Annotated in this window: 18 protein-coding genes and 4 tRNA genes; 20 read left to right on the top strand and 2 right to left on the bottom strand. The window is 39.2% G+C overall.

Annotated elements, in window-relative coordinates:
- Positions 1 to 3 precede the first annotated feature (3 nt).
- On the top strand, positions 4 to 456 hold the full coding sequence (locus tag AC1M84_RS03940) for a hypothetical protein (RefSeq protein WP_481594480.1): 453 nt from the start codon (positions 4 to 6) through the stop codon (positions 454 to 456).
- A gap of 230 nt (positions 457 to 686) precedes the next feature.
- Here the strand turns inward: AC1M84_RS03940 and AC1M84_RS03935 are convergent, their stop codons facing one another.
- A complete protein-coding gene (locus AC1M84_RS03935; protein WP_035267550.1) occupies positions 687 to 956 on the bottom strand; it encodes an oxidative damage protection protein in 270 nt (89 codons plus the stop codon).
- Positions 957 to 984: 28 nt separating this feature from the next.
- On the bottom strand, positions 985 to 2,415 hold the full coding sequence (argH, locus tag AC1M84_RS03930; RefSeq protein ID WP_481594479.1) for an argininosuccinate lyase: 1,431 nt from the start codon (positions 2,413 to 2,415) through the stop codon (positions 985 to 987).
- Between argH and AC1M84_RS03925 the strand changes: the two genes are divergently transcribed.
- From AC1M84_RS03925 to AC1M84_RS03835, 19 genes are all read left to right on the top strand, one after another.
- Positions 2,406 to 3,560: a sensor histidine kinase gene (locus AC1M84_RS03925; protein WP_092766461.1), complete on the top strand. Its 1,155-nt coding sequence runs from the start codon at positions 2,406 to 2,408 to the stop codon at positions 3,558 to 3,560. The genes argH and AC1M84_RS03925 overlap by 10 nt on opposite strands.
- 52 nt (positions 3,561 to 3,612) lie before the next feature.
- Entirely contained in the window at positions 3,613 to 4,350 is a 738-nt protein-coding gene (locus AC1M84_RS03920) for a LytR/AlgR family response regulator transcription factor (RefSeq protein ID WP_092766460.1), read from the top strand.
- 95 nt (positions 4,351 to 4,445) lie between these two features.
- Complete coding sequence (hemC, locus tag AC1M84_RS03915) at positions 4,446 to 5,366, top strand: hydroxymethylbilane synthase (protein ID WP_481594550.1); 921 nt, start codon at positions 4,446 to 4,448, stop codon at positions 5,364 to 5,366.
- A gap of 9 nt (positions 5,367 to 5,375) precedes the next feature.
- Positions 5,376 to 6,158 carry a uroporphyrinogen-III synthase gene (locus AC1M84_RS03910; protein ID WP_481594478.1) on the top strand — a complete coding sequence of 261 codons (783 nt, stop codon included), beginning with the start codon at positions 5,376 to 5,378 and terminating at the stop codon, positions 6,156 to 6,158.
- Positions 6,155 to 6,994: a hypothetical protein gene (locus AC1M84_RS03905; RefSeq protein ID WP_481594477.1), complete on the top strand. Its 840-nt coding sequence runs from the start codon at positions 6,155 to 6,157 to the stop codon at positions 6,992 to 6,994. The genes AC1M84_RS03910 and AC1M84_RS03905 overlap by 4 nt, the downstream gene beginning before the upstream one ends.
- Before the next feature lie 2 nt (positions 6,995 to 6,996).
- Positions 6,997 to 8,190 carry a heme biosynthesis protein HemY gene (locus AC1M84_RS03900; protein ID WP_481594476.1) on the top strand — a complete coding sequence of 398 codons (1,194 nt, stop codon included), beginning with the start codon at positions 6,997 to 6,999 and terminating at the stop codon, positions 8,188 to 8,190.
- Between the two features lie 9 nt (positions 8,191 to 8,199).
- Positions 8,200 to 8,616 carry an acyl-CoA thioesterase gene (locus AC1M84_RS03895; RefSeq protein WP_035267539.1) on the top strand — a complete coding sequence of 139 codons (417 nt, stop codon included), beginning with the start codon at positions 8,200 to 8,202 and terminating at the stop codon, positions 8,614 to 8,616.
- 126 nt (positions 8,617 to 8,742) lie between these two features.
- Positions 8,743 to 9,066, top strand: coding sequence for an H-NS histone family protein (locus AC1M84_RS03890; protein WP_035267603.1), 324 nt, complete (start codon positions 8,743 to 8,745; stop codon positions 9,064 to 9,066).
- A 166-nt stretch (positions 9,067 to 9,232) separates the two neighbouring features.
- A complete protein-coding gene (gspN, locus tag AC1M84_RS03885; RefSeq protein ID WP_092766456.1) occupies positions 9,233 to 9,976 on the top strand; it encodes a type II secretion system protein N in 744 nt (247 codons plus the stop codon).
- On the top strand, positions 9,976 to 10,812 hold the full coding sequence (locus AC1M84_RS03880; protein WP_481594475.1) for a type II secretion system protein N: 837 nt from the start codon (positions 9,976 to 9,978) through the stop codon (positions 10,810 to 10,812). The genes gspN and AC1M84_RS03880 overlap by 1 nt, the downstream gene beginning before the upstream one ends.
- A 42-nt stretch (positions 10,813 to 10,854) precedes the next feature.
- Entirely contained in the window at positions 10,855 to 13,242 is a 2,388-nt protein-coding gene (gspD, locus tag AC1M84_RS03875; protein WP_481594474.1) for a type II secretion system secretin GspD, read from the top strand.
- A gap of 69 nt (positions 13,243 to 13,311) precedes the next feature.
- Positions 13,312 to 13,986, top strand: coding sequence for an FHA domain-containing protein (locus tag AC1M84_RS03870; RefSeq protein ID WP_481594473.1), 675 nt, complete (start codon positions 13,312 to 13,314; stop codon positions 13,984 to 13,986).
- A 58-nt stretch (positions 13,987 to 14,044) separates the two neighbouring features.
- Positions 14,045 to 14,716, top strand: a complete 672-nt coding sequence (locus AC1M84_RS03865; protein WP_035270445.1) for an HAD-IA family hydrolase — start codon at positions 14,045 to 14,047, stop codon at positions 14,714 to 14,716.
- Between the two features lie 117 nt (positions 14,717 to 14,833).
- The gene (gene trpE / locus AC1M84_RS03860) at positions 14,834 to 16,327 is read left to right on the top strand and encodes an anthranilate synthase component I (RefSeq protein ID WP_481592877.1); all 1,494 of its coding nucleotides are present in this window, start codon (positions 14,834 to 14,836) and stop codon (positions 16,325 to 16,327) included.
- A 98-nt stretch (positions 16,328 to 16,425) separates the two neighbouring features.
- A tRNA-Thr gene (locus AC1M84_RS03855) sits at positions 16,426 to 16,501 on the top strand.
- A 53-nt stretch (positions 16,502 to 16,554) separates the two neighbouring features.
- Positions 16,555 to 16,638: transfer RNA gene (locus tag AC1M84_RS03850), tRNA-Tyr, on the top strand.
- Positions 16,639 to 16,672: 34 nt separating this feature from the next.
- Positions 16,673 to 16,748 (top strand) — tRNA-Gly (locus AC1M84_RS03845).
- A gap of 14 nt (positions 16,749 to 16,762) precedes the next feature.
- Positions 16,763 to 16,837, top strand: a tRNA-Thr gene (locus AC1M84_RS03840).
- Positions 16,838 to 16,986: 149 nt separating this feature from the next.
- Positions 16,987 to 17,072 (top strand): GTP-binding protein (locus AC1M84_RS03835; protein WP_001029592.1); only part of this gene is annotated, 86 nt, incomplete at its 3' end.

Genomic DNA, 17,072 nt, shown 5'->3' with positions numbered 1-17,072 from the left:
GGAATGAGGCAATTTAAGCAAGTTTTGTGGGGAATCTGTGCTTGGGGTCTTTCGAGTTTGAGTTGGGCGGCACATCCTAACAATGGAAATTTTGAATTACTGCCAGACGATCAGTTAAGTTTGGTCAATGCTTTAGGTATTGAGGAATCTCAAATTCGTGAAATTACATCTTTTAAATCTCAGGAATTAAATCATTTAGATAATTTCGTGAGTGATAGAAAAAGGATTCATTATACAAAGGATGAAGAGCAACCTTTTAAAGCGCTTATGGACTTAACATCTATGAACTCTTTACAATTCAACGCACAGGTTATGGAGCAGCGGTTTGATCTTCAAAATCGGCAGATTTACATTAAATTTGGTCCAATTCGTGTTGACCGAATGGAGATGCAGTTAAATATGAACGGAGTTTACCAATTAGGTCATATTTTAAATCCGCCACAAGCACTTTTTTAGTCAGCTAAATTTTGACTCCATTGATATTGATTTGATGTCCCATAAAAAGAACCTCTATTAAGATGATTCTTTTGGGATTAAAGCCTGTGCATATCTTCGGTGTTTTTCTTGCCTAATTATTAAAGTAACGCATAAAAAAGAATCCCCAAAGATGGGGATTCCTTTTAGATTAAAGCCTACGCGGACTTCGTCTTTATCTTAAGTAAAAAAGAAAAGCAGTGCTTTCTTTTTTACTCAGGCTTTAGGCCTTCAGCTTTTTCTAAAGTTTCATCATTGTTGAAGAACTTTTCACGTTGTTCTTCAAGAAATTTCTTTGCATCAGCTTCAAAGACATTTAAACGTTTTTCATTGATTAAAGTAGTTTGATGCTTTAACCATTCGCCCCATGCTTGCTTAGAAACACTATCAAATAGTTCCTGACCTTTAGGACCAGGGAATGGTGCAAAATCCAAACCTTCCATTTCTTTTTGATACTTACGGCAAAATACTTGGCGAGACATATCAATACTCCAAAAATATAATCAGAAATTAAGCGTAAAGAGCTTCTAAACGCGCATAAGCACGCTCAATTGCTGCTTCAACTTGAGCTGGTGCTGTGCCACCGATGTGGTTACGTGCATTGACAGAAGCTTCTAAAGTTAATGCTTTTTCAAAGACGTCAGCTTGAATTAAATCAGAGAATTGTTGAAGTTGTTCAAGCGTAAGTTCTGATAAATCCTTACCTTCTTGTACCCCAAGCGCAACTGCTTTACCGACGATTTCATGTGCATCGCGGAATGCAACACCATTTTTTACCAAGTAATCAGCAAGGTCAGTTGCTGTTGAGAAACCACGCAGCGCTGCTTCGCGCATTTCAGGAATATTTGGAACAAGTGCAGGAATCATGTCTGCGAAAGCCATCAAAGAGCCACGAACTGTATCGATAGCATCAAATAGTGGTTCTTTATCTTCTTGATTGTCTTTGTTATATGCCAAAGGTTGACCTTTCATGAGGGTAAGTAGACTCATTAAGTCACCATATACACGGCCTGTTTTACCACGAACAAGTTCAGGTACATCAGGATTTTTCTTCTGAGGCATAATCGAAGAGCCTGTGCAGAAGCGGTCAGGAATATTCACAAACTTGAATTGTGCAGATGTCCAAAGAATTAATTCTTCAGACATACGAGATAAGTGCATCATGATGAGTGATGCCGCAGCATTAAACTCAATACCAAAATCACGATCAGATACAGCATCTAATGAGTTTTCTGCAACTGCTTCAAATCCTAAAAGTTCTGCTGTATAAGCACGATCGATTGGATAAGTGGTACCTGCAAGCGCAGCAGAACCTAAAGGCATACGATTCACGCGTTTACGGCAGTCAATCAAACGTTCTGAGTCACGTACCAGCATTTCAAACCATGCCATTAAATGATGTCCAAACGTCACAGGCTGTGCAGTTTGAAGATGTGTAAAGCCTGGCATGATTGTATTAGTATTTTTAGCAGCCAAGCCTAGAATGCCTTTTTGTAGTTTGTGTAATAACCCTAAGATGGCATCAATTTCATCACGTACATACAAACGAATATCCGTTGCTACTTGGTCATTACGGCTACGACCTGTATGTAATTTCTTACCTGTAATCCCAATACGTTGTGTTAATCGAGATTCAATGTTCATGTGAACATCTTCTAAATCAATACGCCATTCGAAGTTGCCAGCTTCAATGTCCGCTTTAATTGCGGTTAAGCCTGCGATGATGTCATCACGCTCTTGTTCAGTGAGTACACCGACTTTTGCCAACATCGTTGCATGTGCGATTGAACCTGCAATATCTTGTTTATAAAAGCGTTGGTCAAATTGAACAGATGCTGTAAATTCAGCGACAAAGGCATCAGTTGCTTCGGAAAAACGACCGCCCCACATACCTGAAGTTTGGGCTTGTGACGGATTAGAGGAATTAGAAGATGTGGTCATGTCGGCTCAGTAAAAGAAAAAGCAGTAATTTTGCATCAAGTATAACAAATTCAAATCAAGATGCCGAAGTCTTGCCTATGGATAATTCTTCAAAAGATAAACAAGAATTTATCGACGCCAATTTCTTTGTACGTATTGGACAATGGCAATATTTTGCAGAGCTGTTTATTGCCAGTATTTTTTTGGCGTTATTGCTGTGCCTAGCAGAGTCACAGTCTTGGTCAAATTTACAGACATCACAGGTGATCAGGTATGTGCTTTATATCAATTGGGTGGTATTGGTCTTTATCGCCGTAATTGATTTATTTAGGGGGTTTTGGCAAAAACTAACCACTTGGCAGTCTGCGATTTATACATTTGTACTATTAGAACTCATCATCCTGTTCACTACTTGTAGTTTGAATTTTCTGTTTTTTTGGGGAAGTAACTTTTCTTTACAAAAATTTTCATGGTTACTTTTATTTGATCATGTGATTTTACATATGAGCTATGGCGTATTGTTGATCACTTTTTGTTTACGATATATCTATGTTCGGGGTGAGTGGTTAAAGCAGCAACAAGGTGAATTGAATGCTCGAATTCAAGCCATGCAAGCAAGAATACATCCACACTTTCTTTTTAATAGTTTAAATAGTGTGGTGAGTCTGATTGGGAGTGATCCAGATAAAGCAGAGCAAATGCTCATCGATCTTTCAAGGCTGTTTAGAGCAAGCTTTCAAGAGCTTAAAATTGTCACATTAAAAGAAGAAATCCAATTGTGTGAACATTATTTGGCGGTTGAAAAGCTAAGGTTGGGTTCGAGATTAAATGTGGAATGGAATATCTTGCAACCAGAGCAGTTGGGCCAAGCAAGTATCCCTTTTTTAACTTTACAGCCTTTAATTGAGAATAGTATCTTTCATGGGGTGGAGAAAAAGTTAATTGATGCAAAGATTGTCATATTGGTTGAAATATTACAAAATCAAGTCACTATAGTCATTACTAACCCTTATATAGCCGATAAAATGGCCAATAGGGAGGGGAATGGTATTGCGATAGAAAACGTGAAACAGCGTTTGAAAGCACATTATGGGTATACGGTACAGTTTAGGAGTCATGCAGGTAATGGAATTTACACGACTGTAGTCCAGTACCAATATAAATAAAATCAAGTTAATACATTAAAATAAGCAACGTTAACTTGAGCAAGGAGGAACAATGGACATCCTAATTTGTGATGATGAGCCACTCGCGGTTGAGCGCTTATCTCGCTTGGTCACTCAATTGGGGCATCAAGTTGTTGCAACTGCGCACCATGGAAAAGAAGCTTTGACCTTAGTGCAACAATATGAGCCTGATGTAATTTTACTTGACATCCAAATGCCTGAAATGGATGGTTTGACATGTGCTCAGCATCTTTCACAGCTAAACCCAATGCCCGCTATTGTTTTTTGCACGGCCTATGATGAGCATGCTTTGACTGCTATTCAGGCACAAGCGAAAGGCTATTTATTAAAACCGATTATCAAATCAGAATTAGAAAATACACTCAATAATTTAACTAAACTTACTCAAGCTCAAATGTCGAATATAGAACAAAAAGAAAATATGGAAGAAAAACATCAACGTCAGCAAATCGCTGCGAAAACGTATCGTGGTCTTGAACTCATTCCTATCGAAAATGTTTACTATTTTCTAGCTGATCAGAAATACGTAACAGTACGACACAAAAACGGCAGTGTGTTGATTGATGAGACTTTAAAAGATCTAGAGCGTGAGTTTTCAAATAAATTTATACGAATTCATCGAAATGCGCTGATTGCATTGGATTATTTGGATGGATTGGAGTTGGTTGCTTCAGGCCAGTATCAAGTTCGTTGTCGTGAACTTGAAGAGAAATTGGCGGTGAGTCGCCGTCATTTACCTCTGCTCAGAGAAAGAATGCAAAATATTTAGTTGCCTAAAATTATAGATATTGCTGAACAATTTACTTGCAATTTTGGGACAGCAGGGTAAGTTTAGGATGTCTAAAGTTTGGCAGCATTAAAATGATCAAAACCTTAAAAATTGCAACTCGTCAAAGTCCATTGGCTTTATGGCAGGCGGAGCATATTCGTGAGCGACTTGAGACCCTACATGCTGGTCTAAAAGTTGAGTTGGTGACGTTTGTGACCCAAGGCGATAAAATTTTAGACACCCCTTTAGCCAAGATTGGTGGAAAAGGTTTATTTGTTAAAGAGCTTGAGGCTGCATTACTTGATGGTCGTGCAGATCTGGCTGTCCATTCCATGAAAGATGTGCCGATGGCGCTCCCAGAAGGATTAAGTCTTGCCGTGATTTGCGAGCGAGAAGATGCTTTAGATGCTTTTGTTTCGAATACTTATAGCAAGTTTGAAGATTTGCCCCTTGGTGCCAAAGTGGGAACCTCAAGTTTGCGTCGTAAATGTCAAATTTTAAAAGCCCGTCCAGATCTTGAGATTATAGATTTACGTGGAAATGTAGGCACACGACTATCTAAGCTTGATGATGGGCTTTACGATGCCATCATTCTGGCAAGTGCAGGCTTAAAACGTTTAGGTTTAGCAGAGCGTATTCGACACACGCTGGATGCACAGACGAGTTTACCCGCAGTTGGCCAAGGTGCATTAGGTCTTGAGTGTCGAGGTGACGATGCACGCGTATTAGAGTTGATTCGACCTTTATTACATCCAGAAACAGATGCGTGTGTTCGTGCAGAACGTGCATTTAATACTTATTTAGAAGGTGGATGTCAGGTACCGATTGCGGGATATGCGACTTTAAATGATCAACAGATTCAATTAGAGGGGCGCGTAGGCAGTGTGGATGGTCAAACATTATTGGTTGCTAAAGTAGAAGGTCCAGTTGAACAAGCTGAAACGTTGGGTGTTTCACTTGCAAAAGCTTTGATTGACCAAGGTGCTGCTGATTTATTAAAAGCACTGTATAAATAAAACAATGAAATGAAGTTTATCAATACTCGACCTGTAGATCGTGCTAAGCCTCTTAATGAGGCACTGGTACGTGCAGGATATGAGCCTATCGAGTTATCTGTACTAGAGTTGGCTGCTGTTCATTGGAGTGATGAACTTGATCAGCGCTTTCAGCAATTAATTTCAGCACAAGTGATTGTGGTTGTCAGTCCAACAGCAGTTGAAGTTGGCATGCGGTTTCTTGAAAAATCGGGACTTAGATTGACCGATTTAAATCATATCAAATGGATTGCGGTTGGTCGGAAAACAGCTGAAGCCCTAAGTCGATATGGTGTTAAAAGTTTAGTTCCAGATGTTGAAACTTCTGAAGGAATGTTAAGTCTTCCGGTTTTAACACAAAACGCTGATCTCAAACGTATTGCGTTTTGGCGGGGTGAGGGTGGTCGTCAGTTCATGATGCAGCAGTGTCGTGTTGCTAAAATTCAAGTGCTTAATTTTGTTTTATACTCCCGCTACTGCCCAAGTGATGCTCAAGATAAATTTAAACATCTACTTGAAGCATTCAATGCAAATCCACAACCTTATGCTGTATTGATTAGTAGTGAAGCCAGTTGGAAAAATTGGCTGAGTTTATGCAAAAATTATCCTATATTTATGCAACACGGTCATTACTTGGTTTTGGCGGATCGGTTATATCAGATCGTGTGTAAGTATCAACAGACCTCAAATACTAAATTTCAAATCACTCAAATTGCGGACTTAATGCCAGATACGATTTTGTCGCAGCTTGAAAGTGAACATAGGCACTCATGAAGAAAATTTTATATCTATTCATTTTAGGCTTAATCATTTGGTTGATTAAACTCAGCTATGATCATTTTTCATTACAAAAAAAAGTTGAGTTGCTACAACAAACTCAACATAAATCAGAGCAATTAGTGGCAAGTTTGAATGATCAGTTGGTAGCAATTCAGCGCTCAAATCAGCAGGTTTCGTCTCAATCCAATCCACCTCAGCAAAACAAGAATCAACAAGAAATTCAATTTGAAATCAATCCAATCAAACTCTTAAGTCAAAAATTAGAGCTAATTCAATTTGCCTTTGATCAACATGAGTTTGTATATGCGCTTGAGCAACTCAATCAACTGGATCAACTGGTTGAGCGCTTGGCTTTGGCAGATACATTGCAGGTTTCAATGCATCGAGCTGTTGAGCATGATCAAAAAATGATTCAACAATATGTTGTGGCAAAAAATATTCAAATTGCTCAGTTAGGAGACTTGCTTGAAAATATTGATGCAAATTTGAAAAATGAACAACAAGTACAGCAACTCACGAGTGATAACTCTTCGCAATCCTCATGGTTTGAGCGTGTATTCAAAGTTGAACGCGTTGATGAACAGATGCCGGTATTACTTAATCGAAGATTAGTTTTAAAAGAAGTTCAATTGAGAGTGTTATTTGCTCAAAGAGCACTACAACAAGGACAATACATTGATTATCAAAATGCACTGACCTCAATTATCGATGAACTGGATCAACTGCCTGATGCTGCGGCAATCAAAATAAAAAATAAAGCGAAACATCTCAAACAAACACAACTTTTACCTGTCCCTAAATTGAACAGTAAAGCAATTTTAGAGGGCTAATCATGAAACATATTTTTATAGTTTATGCATTAGTTGGTTTAATGATATTAGCCGTGTTAAGTGTGCTGAGTTATCAAGAAGGGCCAGGTTATATTTACATGCTTTGGCACGGTATTCAGATTCAAACGAACCTCTGGTTTGTTTCATTTTTTTTTCTATTCGTTGCTTTATCTCTTCATTTTTTATGGTTTTGGGTTGGAAAGATGAGATCAAGAGAGCAGCGTAAAATTCAACAAGTTACAGACTTTTCAAGGTTACATACGTATGAAAAATTAGGAGTTTTGTGGGTTTTGGAGGCAAACACAAAACAGCGAGAATATTTACAACCTGTGTTTGAGAATTCAGGATTACTCAAAGAGGTTATTCAATCTCGTATATGGTTGAAGCAAGATCGTATTGATGATGCGTTGAGTGTTTTACAACAAAGTCCTGCAGATGCTTTTGAATTGGCTGAACTCCAGCGTATTGAAATTTATTTAGCTCAAGAGCTTCCAGATCAGGCTTTAACCCATTTAGAGTTTTTACATGGTCATATGCTGTCACCTTGGTTAAAAGATCTTGAAGATGCTTATCAGCATAAGTTGAATCATCTATGGGGTAGATTTGCGATTCAATATCCATGGCATTATTTAAAAGCCACGCAATATGGTCATTTAGATTTGGAACATAAAAAGAAATGGCTTTTAAAGCTACTCAATGATTTTGACAACGTTTCAAATACAGATTTAGAGCTTATTCAAATTCGGTATGCTCAAATGAGTGATCAAATTGTGTCGTCTTCATATGGTATTAAATCGTTATGGTTAAAACTTATTTCTCGCATTCCTGAGATGGCTTTTGATGAAACTCAACTTTCTTTGTCTTTATTAGAAGAACGGTTCGATCAGGATATTTTTTATTTATGGTTTCAACAACAATTGTTAAAACAAAATCCTGATTATGAAATGCTTGAAAACCAGATTGATCATTTTGAAATGAAATATCCTGGATTACCGATTTTGAGTTTTTCTAAATGGCATATTTATACTGCGACTCATCGTGAACAGGATGCTGAGGCATTATTGCAATTATATCCTGATCACCCTTTAATGAACTATTTAAGAATTAAATCTGTATTAAAAGGCAATGCTGTATTAACTCAGCAATTGAACAGTGTCTTTGAGACCCATAATAAATTTATTCAATTTAAGTTATGAGAATGATGAATGAAACAAATGAATGAGTACAAAGTCATTACCCATCAAAAAGTCGCTTGGGGTGATATGGATGCTTTTGGACATGTCAATAATGTGATTTATTATCGCTATATTGAAACTGCTCGAATAGAGTATTTGAATCAATTAGAAATCTTAGCGTTAGATATTAATACTGTTGTGGCTTCAAATAGTTGTAAATATCTTAAACCAGTGTTTTATCCTGATTATTTACGCATTGGAACTAAAGTGGTTGAATTGCGTAACTCTGCCTTCAGGATGGAATATACAGTTTGGAGTGAGCAACAGAATGAAATTGTGGCAATTGCTGAGGCCGTTATAGTTTGTGTGGATAAAAATACAATGCAAAAGGTTTTGATTCCAGAGCATATTAGAGAAAAAATAATAGAAATAGACTCGGTTAATTAATGTGTTAAATTATTTGTTTTATTTATGTATATTAAATAACATGATGGATTGATTAAAATAATTTATAACAATAAGATGGCGCTTTATAAATCTAATAATGATATTGAATTTTTTGGAGTAAATGTTATGCCTGATATTAGTAATTTATCTGTTGAAGAGTTAAGAAAGTTAACTGCTGAAGCCCAAGCTTTGATCGAGTCTAAGAAAGATCAGGAAATTGAAGATGCTTATCATCAGATTACTCAAATTGCTGAATCAGTGGGTATGTCTTTAGAGCAATTCATTGAATATGGTGCACAAAAGCGTAAGAAAAGCACGCGTAAATCTGTAGAGCCTCGTTATCGTAATAAAAATAATACTGCGGAGACTTGGACAGGGCGTGGAAAGAAGCCACGTTGGTTGGTTGCAGAGCTTGAAAAAGGTGCCAAATTAGAAGATTTCCTTATCTAATTTCACTGATTTGTCATGTAATGACACTAATATTAAAAAAACCAAGCAAATCTGCTTGGTTTTTTTATAAGTGAATTGGAGAAGTGTAAAATTTATGCATAATACCAAGATAGAAAATTTTCAAACATTTTGCGGTTAATTAGACTTAGATGTTGGTATACATGGAATGATAAAAAAATCAAAAAAAATGGTGTGGTTAAGCGTCGCTATCTTCGCTTTTTTATTATTTGTTTTTTTACAAGTTCCAGCATCGTGGCTCATTGCTAAATTTTATAAAAATAATCAAATTTTAAAAAATGTCAGTGGCAATATCTGGCAAGGTCAAGCAGATTGGCAAAAAGGAAATCTTGCAGGTTCTGTCATCTGGCAAACACGTCCTCTCGATCTGATTTTATTAAGAGCTGGTGCCAACTTAGAAATACATAGTGGTCAGACGCAACTCAACGGTGTGGTGGGTTATGGGCTTGGAAAAAAAATAATTATCAAAAATATGAATGGAAATATTGCCCCTGAAACACTCAAAACATTTGTGGATTGGCAATGGCCTCAGAATAGTATTCAGTTGAAGGATGTAGCATTTCAATTCAAACAAAACGATGGTTTTGCAAAAACCGCCGGAGAGATGCAATGGGGTGGTGGTACGCTAACTTATACCTTTGCCCAGAAACAAGAACGAATGAATATGCCATCTTTAAAAGGGCAATTTTCAGACGAAGCTGGAAAACTGCTCATTGATGTACAAGATCAGCGCGGGCAAAAAATGGCCAACCTTAGTTTAGATCCTGCATTAATGTTGGATGCACAGGTGACCCAAAGATTATTAATGAATGTGCCTTCATATGATGGTAAAGCTGGTTTGGATACCTTTGTTGTCAGTACGAGACAGCCACTGCTGAGTGGAGGCTTCTAATGAAGGGATTCCAAGATAAGTTTTCACAAATTTCATTTAAAGATTTAGATCGAATTGCTCCGCTTACTTTATTTATTCTGATTTTAATCTTAATGTGGAAGCTCGCTTCATTATTTTGGTTGGTGGTTGCACCACCGCAAGTCATGCAAGTTGAGCGAGTCGCATTAGGTTCGCAGCAACCTCCTGTTCCGAATATATCGAGTTTCTCTTTGTTTCAAGAAACAGGTGCGCAAGTGAGTGGTGCTGATGCTAATTTAGCGCTTACGTTGCAAGGGGTTGTGGTTTCGACGCCAAGTAGTCAATCTTCAGCCGTGATTAAAGTGCGAGAGGTTGCTGATCGTTATACCATTGGACAAACTTTGGAAGGAAGTTCTTATCAGCTTTCAGAAGTATATTGGGATCATGTGGTATTGAAACAGCCGAGTGGTGCGACGACTGAGTTGAGATTTACTGGAATAGAGAATCTTAATCAGCCAATGGTACCTGACGCACAGCAAAATTCTGCTAACGTAACACCGAATTCTGGTCAAACGACCACTCAAAATGCCATTGGTCAGGCAATCAATCAAATTCAAGAAAATCGTGAACAATACTTAAGTAATATGGGTGTCAACACTGACAGTGGTCAAGGTTATGAAGTCACGGATCGAACGCCTGCATTTTTGAGAAGCAAACTGGGATTAAGACCTGGTGATCGCGTTTTATCCTTGAATGGGCAGTCAGTCGGTCAAGGACAAAGCGATGCACAACTGCTAGAACAGGCTAAACGAGAAGGTAAAGTTCGCATTGAAGTAAAACGAGGTGATCAAGTGATGACCTTCCAACAAGAATTTTAAAATGTGTAAATTTGCATAAAGTATTAGGAAATATAACAAGTTATGGATTTTTTAAATCGAAATCGGTCACTTTGGGCGATGGTCGCAGTAGCACCAGTATTGGCTGTCGCAAGTACCGCTGCGCAAGCGCAAACTTGGAAAATTAACCTGCGTGATGCAGATTTAACTGCATTTATTAATGAAGTGGCAGATATCACGGGAAAAAACTTCGCAGTTGATCCGCGGGTTCGGGGTAATGTGACGGTCATTTCAAATAAGGCTTTAAACAAAGCTGAAGTCTATGATTTGTTCTTGGGTGTGTTAAACGTTAATGGCGTTGTTGCTGTACCTGCGGGTAACACTATCCGCTTAGTCCCTGACAATAATGTAAAAAATTCAGGTGTGCCTTTTGATGCCTCTCGGAACGCACGAGGTGATCAAGTGGTCACTCGTGTCATTTGGCTGGAAAATACTAACCCCAATGATCTAATACCCGCGTTAAGACCACTCATGCCGCAATTTGCGCATTTGGCGGCGGTACAAGGTACAAATGCGCTTATAGTCTCAGATCGTGCGAATAATATTGCACAGCTTGAAACGATTATTCGTAATTTAGATGGAACGGGACAAAACGATATTGAGGCTATTAGCTTGCAGTCTAGCCAAGCTGAAGAGCTGATAGTTTTGTTGGATTCAATGTCTTCTACGGGTGGTGCCAAAGACATTTCAGGTTCTCGAGTACGTATTATCGCAGATGCACGTACTAATAGGATTTTGATCAAGGGTGATCCAAGTACTCGTAAACGCATTCGTCAAATGATCGAAATGCTTGATGTTCCTTCAGCTGATCGCTTAGGCGGTCTAAAAGTATTTAAGCTTAAGTATGCAAGCGCAAAAAATTTGGCTGAAATTTTACAAGGTTTAGTATCTGGTCAGGCGGTGAATAGTGCCAGTAATTCAAATAGTTCAAGCTCCAATTCAAGTGCTAGTAACTCATTAATTAATAATACCTCGAGTAATACGTCTTCAAATGGGAGTGTGAATACCCCAGCGATTAATTTGAATAGTGGTTCAAATCAAAATCAACAAGATATTACAAGTTTTAATAGTAATGGCGTGAGTATTATTGCTGATGGTGCACAAAATGCATTAGTGGTAAAAGCAGATCCTCAACTCATGCGTGAAATTGAATCTGCTATTCATCAACTTGACGTGCGTCGTCAACAAATTCTCATTGAGGCTGCTATTGTTGAAGTTGAAGGAAATGACGTAGATCAATTGGGTGTTCAGTGGGCACTAGGTGACATCAGTAGTGGTATTGGTGTAATCAATTTTGATAAAGCGGGTGTGGGGCTGAGTCAATTGGCTTCTGGATTCCTTGGTAATGTAGCTACGGGTGCTGGTTTGATTGGAGCTGGTGCTTCATTGGCCTTAGGTGAATATAAAGAAGGTGCGAATGGATCGCGTAAACTGTATGGCGCACTGATTCAGGCATTGAAGACCAATACTAAGTCGAACTTACTGTCTACACCATCGATTGTCACCATGGATAACGAGGAAGCTTATATCGTTGTGGGTGAGAATGTCCCATTCCAGACAGGATCTGTGACAACGACAGGTGGAACAGCAAACCCTTATACTTCAATTGAGCGTAAAGATGTTGGTGTAACATTAAAGGTCATTCCGCAAATTGGTGAAGGTGGAACAGTTCGTCTTGCTGTAGAACAAGAAGTATCCTCGGTGAAGCCAGATAGTGGTGAGGCGAAAGACTTGGTGACCACTAAGCGTGCCATAAAAACCTCGATTTTGGCTGAAAATGGTCAAACAATTGTACTGGGTGGTCTGATTTCAGATGATACTAAGTTAACGCGTCAAGGCGTCCCAGGTTTAAGCTCGATTCCTGGTTTGGGTAGACTGTTTAGAGCAGATGCAAAGAATAATGTGAAACGAAACCTACTCGTTTTTATTCATCCAACAATCGTAGGAGATACGGCTGATATTCGTAGATTGTCACAGCAACGCTATGATCGTTTATACAGTTTGCAGTTAGCACTGGATGGTGATGGGACATTTAAGAAGTTACCGGATAATGTTGATGATATCTTCCAACAGCGGTTGCCTGTATCAAGTACTCCTCAACCCGTCAAGCCTATCGTAGTGCCATCAACGCCTCAAGCAGTAGAGCCGCAGGTACAGCGTTATACTGCTCCAACAGCACAGTCTAAGCCAGTAGGGCGTGTGATTGAACGTCCAAATGTCATCGTGACTCAGGATCCTGTGGTGAAATCAACGCGAGTGCTGCCAAAGCCTGTGATTTACAATCAAGTTGCCACAACAAATACAAACAATGCCCAAGTCGTGGTGGAAACCCCTGTCGCGATTGAGCCAAAACAAGATGTGCAAAGAACACAAAATACGGTCACAACCACGACATTGAGACCATCTCGATAACATGCGTTCAATGTGAATCTCGAAAACAGCCATGTTAAAATGTCAAAACTTGAATAATGGATCGAAACTATGACTTGGAAATTACAAACAATTACTGGCGAATTTGCGGGTAAAGAAGTTGATATCGATCGAGACATGTTGGTGGGTCGTCATCAAGATGCAGATATTTTGATTCAGTCTGCAGATGTATCACGCCGTCACGCTGCTTTGTTTCTAAAAGAGCAGGTGCTCACTGTTCAAGACTTAGGTTCGTCAAATGGCACGTTTATTAACGATACAAAAGTTGCTGAAGGCGAAACTATTGTTAAAGATGGCGATATTCTGCAATTTGCTAGCCATAAATTTTCAGTTTTAGCACCTGCGCAATCTGCACAAACATTACAAGATGTTCAGCAGCCTAGCGAAGCAATCGCAACAGCTGAAATTTCTTCAAAGGTTGCAGTAGAGAAGACAGCAGCAGCTGAAATGCTTGAGCAGGGTATGCCTGATCTGAAAGAGCGAGATAGCTCAGTTCAGCTTAGTCGAGATGGTATGCCTCAAAATGTAGGAATTCCTAAACCAGCGCCAATTCCTGAGGGAGTTGATGTTAATACAACTGTCAATAAGCATGAAGCGTGTGAGGTAAATATTCCTGCAACTTGTACGGAAAAAGAGTTGGAAACTCAAAAAAATGCCAATATTGGCTTAATGGCATTATTGGTGTTAGTGATTGTGGCACTGGTTGCCTGGTTTATTTTCAACTAAGTTGCATGTGATTTTTTAAGGCATGCTTTCGCATGCCTTTTTTGTTAGGTTTAAAATAATGAATATTGCGAATTTGGAACAGCGTGACTTAATTCTTTTTGATCTGGATGGAACTTTGGTTGATTCGGCATTTGATCTATATCGTGCCATGAATATGAGTTTGAATGTATTAGAACTGCCTTTGGTCACAGAATCTCAAGTTCGAAATTGGATTGGCAAAGGGACTTCATTGTTCTGTCAGAGTGTTTTAATGCATCTGACTGGGCGTGTAGAGCCTTCTGAGCATCAACAATTATTGGATACTTTTTTAGAAATTTATAATGCCGAACCGTGCGTGGATACGCGTCCATTTCACGGCATTATCGAATTTTTAGAGTGGGGTCGAGCTCATCAAAAAAAAATGGTGTGTGTCACGAATAAGCCGGAATTACCCGCTAGAAAAATATTGGCTGAATTAAAGATGGATCACTATTTTGTGGATACGGTGGGTGGAGATCGTTTTGAGGTGAGAAAACCAGATCCTAAACCTTTGTTGCATTGTGTTGAGGCCTTTGGAACTGATCTGGACAATACCTTGATGATTGGTGACTCATCGAATGATGTAGAGGCAGCGCGCCGTGCGGGTATTGATTGTATTGTCGTAAGCTATGGTTATAATCATGGTGAAGATATTCAGTTATGTAAGCCGCAACAAGTAGTTGATGATTTAACTGTGTTGATTTCTAAATAAGTTGTAATAAATAAAGAAGGGTAGAGGAATGAATAGTTTTAATGTTTTTCGATGGCGTCTCTCAGCGCAGACCTTATAGAACATTCAATATGCATCGAAAACTACAGAGAATTCCTCATGACAACGTCAACTCAATTTCAACAACTTCAATCACAAGGTTTTAACTTAATTCCAGTTTATCGCCAACGCTTAGCAGATACTGATACTCCATTGTCAGTATTTGCACGTTTAAAACAACATCAACAAGCCTATTTATTTGAGTCTGTAGAAGGTGGTGAAAACTGGGCGCGTTATTCCATTATTGGTCTAGGTGAGTCAACCGTATTCTCTTGTAATGCAGGACAGTTAACAATTCAGAATGCTGACGGTCAAGTCGAATCGTTTGAATGCCAGGATCCTTTCCAGTATATCCGTGACTTTCAATCGCAGTTCAAAGTGCCATCAAAAGCAGAACTTCCAGATTTGCCTAACTTTACAGGGGGCTTGGTGGGCTATCTAGGTTATGACGCGGTACGTTATATTGAACCGCGCTTAAATAACGTTCCTGATGCTGATCCTGTTGGATTGCCAGATTTATGGCTCATGTTGTCTAAAACAGTTGTAGTTTTTGATAATTTAAAAGACACGCTATTTATTATCGTACATGCGGATACACAGGATGCGGATGCTTTTAATAAAGCACAAAGCCAGCTGGATGAAATTGAATCATTACTTGCCACACCGGTGAGCTTGCAGGCAAAGCCTCACACGGCCCCTCATTTTGAATCATTAACAGGTAAAGAAAAATTCTTAGAATCGATTGAAACGGTTAAAGAGTACATTCGTGCGGGTGATGTGATGCAGGTGGTTCCTGGTCATCGCATGGTATCGGACTTTGATGGTGATCCTTTACAAGTATATCGTGCATTACGTCATCTTAATCCTTCACCATATCTGTTTTTAGTACAAGGAAAAACGCTTAGTGATGAAAAGCCATTTTATATTGTGGGCTCATCACCAGAAATTTTATCGCGTTTAGAAAATGGGGTGGCGACTGTGCGCCCATTAGCGGGCACACGACCACGCGGTAAAACCAAAGAAGAAGATTTAGCGCTGGAAAAAGATTTACTTTCCGATGAGAAAGAAATCGCAGAGCACTTAATGTTGATTGATTTGGGTCGCAATGATATTGGGCGTGTATCAAAAATCGGTAAAGTGCAAGTCACTGATCAAATGGTGATCGAACGTTATTCACATGTCATGCATATTGTTTCTAATGTGCAAGGGGAAGTTGCGGAAGGCGTAGATGCTTTGGATGTTTTTAAAGCAACATTCCCTGCAGGAACACTTTCTGGGGCGCCAAAAATTCGTGCTATGGAAATTATTGACGAAGTTGAGCCAGTAAAACGTGGAATTTTTGGCGGTGCTGTTGGTTATTTAGGCTGGCATGGTGAAATGGACATGTCTATCGCAATTAGAACCTGTGTTATTCGCGAAAATAAGGTTTATGTACAGGCTGGTGCGGGTCTTGTTGCAGACTCAAATCCTGATTCTGAGTGGAATGAAACCCAAATAAAAGCTCGCGCAGTGATCAAAGCGGTTGAATTATCATCAAACGGATTGATTTTGTGAGTTTTTAGGGTTTTTTTTGAAAAAAACACTTGCACGGATTTCAAGTTTTGCTAAACTGCACACCGTTCCGATACGAAACGTACGAAACACTAAGAAACGCCGGCATAGCTCAGTTGGTAGAGCAACTGACTTGTAATCAGTAGGTCCACAGTTCGAATCCGTGTGCCGGCACCATCTTAGAGAGTTTAAGTAGTCGAGTAAAGAACAACACTGAAGTAAGTGTAAATGGTGAGATTCCCGAGCGGTCAAAGGGAGCAGACTGTAACTCTGCCGCGTAAGCTTCGAAGGTTCGAATCCTTCTCTCACCACCAATTTTAAAACTTCGATCTAGTGTCTTACCAATATGCGGGAGTAGCTCAGTTGGTAGAGCGGCAGCCTTCCAAGCTGCATGTCGCGAGTTCGACCCTCGTCTCCCGCTCCATCGAAGTGTTAAATGCTCTTATAGCTCAGTGGTAGAGCACTCCCTTGGTAAGGGAGAGGTCTCGAGTTCAAATCTCGATAAGAGCTCCAGATATACAGTTTAGTAGAAATTTCTACAAAGTTTTAAAGAAAGCAGGCTTATTAGTCTGCTTTTCAAGTATTTAAAGTGTCATTTTTTTGGCGACAGGTCGATACTGAACAATCTTAGAATTGTGTTCGACGTAAACGAGGAAGATCTCATGGCTAAGGCTAAGTTTGAACGTAATAAGCCACACGTTAACGTGGGCACAATCGGTCACGTTGACCATGGTAAAACAACTTTAAC

The sequence above is a fragment of the Acinetobacter sp. 24-47-66 genome, assembly GCF_056779755.1.
The sequence above is the reverse complement of the archived record's forward strand: the minus strand, read 5'-3'. Positions and strand labels throughout refer to the sequence as shown.

What these genes read in the sequence shown, in the direction of transcription:
- AC1M84_RS03940 (WP_481594480.1), top strand. Translation starts at nt 4, where the DNA reads ATGAGGCAATTTAAGCAAGTTTTGTGGGGAATCTGTGCTTGGGGTCTT.
- AC1M84_RS03935 (WP_035267550.1), bottom strand. Translation starts at nt 956, where the DNA reads ATGTCTCGCCAAGTATTTTGCCGTAAGTATCAAAAAGAAATGGAAGGT.
- AC1M84_RS03925 (WP_092766461.1), top strand. Translation starts at nt 2,406, where the DNA reads ATGTGGTCATGTCGGCTCAGTAAAAGAAAAAGCAGTAATTTTGCATCA.
- argH (WP_481594479.1), bottom strand. Translation starts at nt 2,415, where the DNA reads ATGACCACATCTTCTAATTCCTCTAATCCGTCACAAGCCCAAACTTCA.
- AC1M84_RS03920 (WP_092766460.1), top strand. Translation starts at nt 3,613, where the DNA reads ATGGACATCCTAATTTGTGATGATGAGCCACTCGCGGTTGAGCGCTTA.
- AC1M84_RS03910 (WP_481594478.1), top strand. Translation starts at nt 5,376, where the DNA reads ATGAAGTTTATCAATACTCGACCTGTAGATCGTGCTAAGCCTCTTAAT.
- AC1M84_RS03905 (WP_481594477.1), top strand. Translation starts at nt 6,155, where the DNA reads ATGAAGAAAATTTTATATCTATTCATTTTAGGCTTAATCATTTGGTTG.
- AC1M84_RS03900 (WP_481594476.1), top strand. Translation starts at nt 6,997, where the DNA reads ATGAAACATATTTTTATAGTTTATGCATTAGTTGGTTTAATGATATTA.
- AC1M84_RS03895 (WP_035267539.1), top strand. Translation starts at nt 8,200, where the DNA reads ATGAAACAAATGAATGAGTACAAAGTCATTACCCATCAAAAAGTCGCT.
- AC1M84_RS03890 (WP_035267603.1), top strand. Translation starts at nt 8,743, where the DNA reads ATGCCTGATATTAGTAATTTATCTGTTGAAGAGTTAAGAAAGTTAACT.
- gspN (WP_092766456.1), top strand. Translation starts at nt 9,233, where the DNA reads ATGATAAAAAAATCAAAAAAAATGGTGTGGTTAAGCGTCGCTATCTTC.
- AC1M84_RS03880 (WP_481594475.1), top strand. Translation starts at nt 9,976, where the DNA reads ATGAAGGGATTCCAAGATAAGTTTTCACAAATTTCATTTAAAGATTTA.
- gspD (WP_481594474.1), top strand. Translation starts at nt 10,855, where the DNA reads ATGGATTTTTTAAATCGAAATCGGTCACTTTGGGCGATGGTCGCAGTA.
- AC1M84_RS03870 (WP_481594473.1), top strand. Translation starts at nt 13,312, where the DNA reads ATGACTTGGAAATTACAAACAATTACTGGCGAATTTGCGGGTAAAGAA.
- AC1M84_RS03865 (WP_035270445.1), top strand. Translation starts at nt 14,045, where the DNA reads ATGAATATTGCGAATTTGGAACAGCGTGACTTAATTCTTTTTGATCTG.
- trpE (WP_481592877.1), top strand. Translation starts at nt 14,834, where the DNA reads ATGACAACGTCAACTCAATTTCAACAACTTCAATCACAAGGTTTTAAC.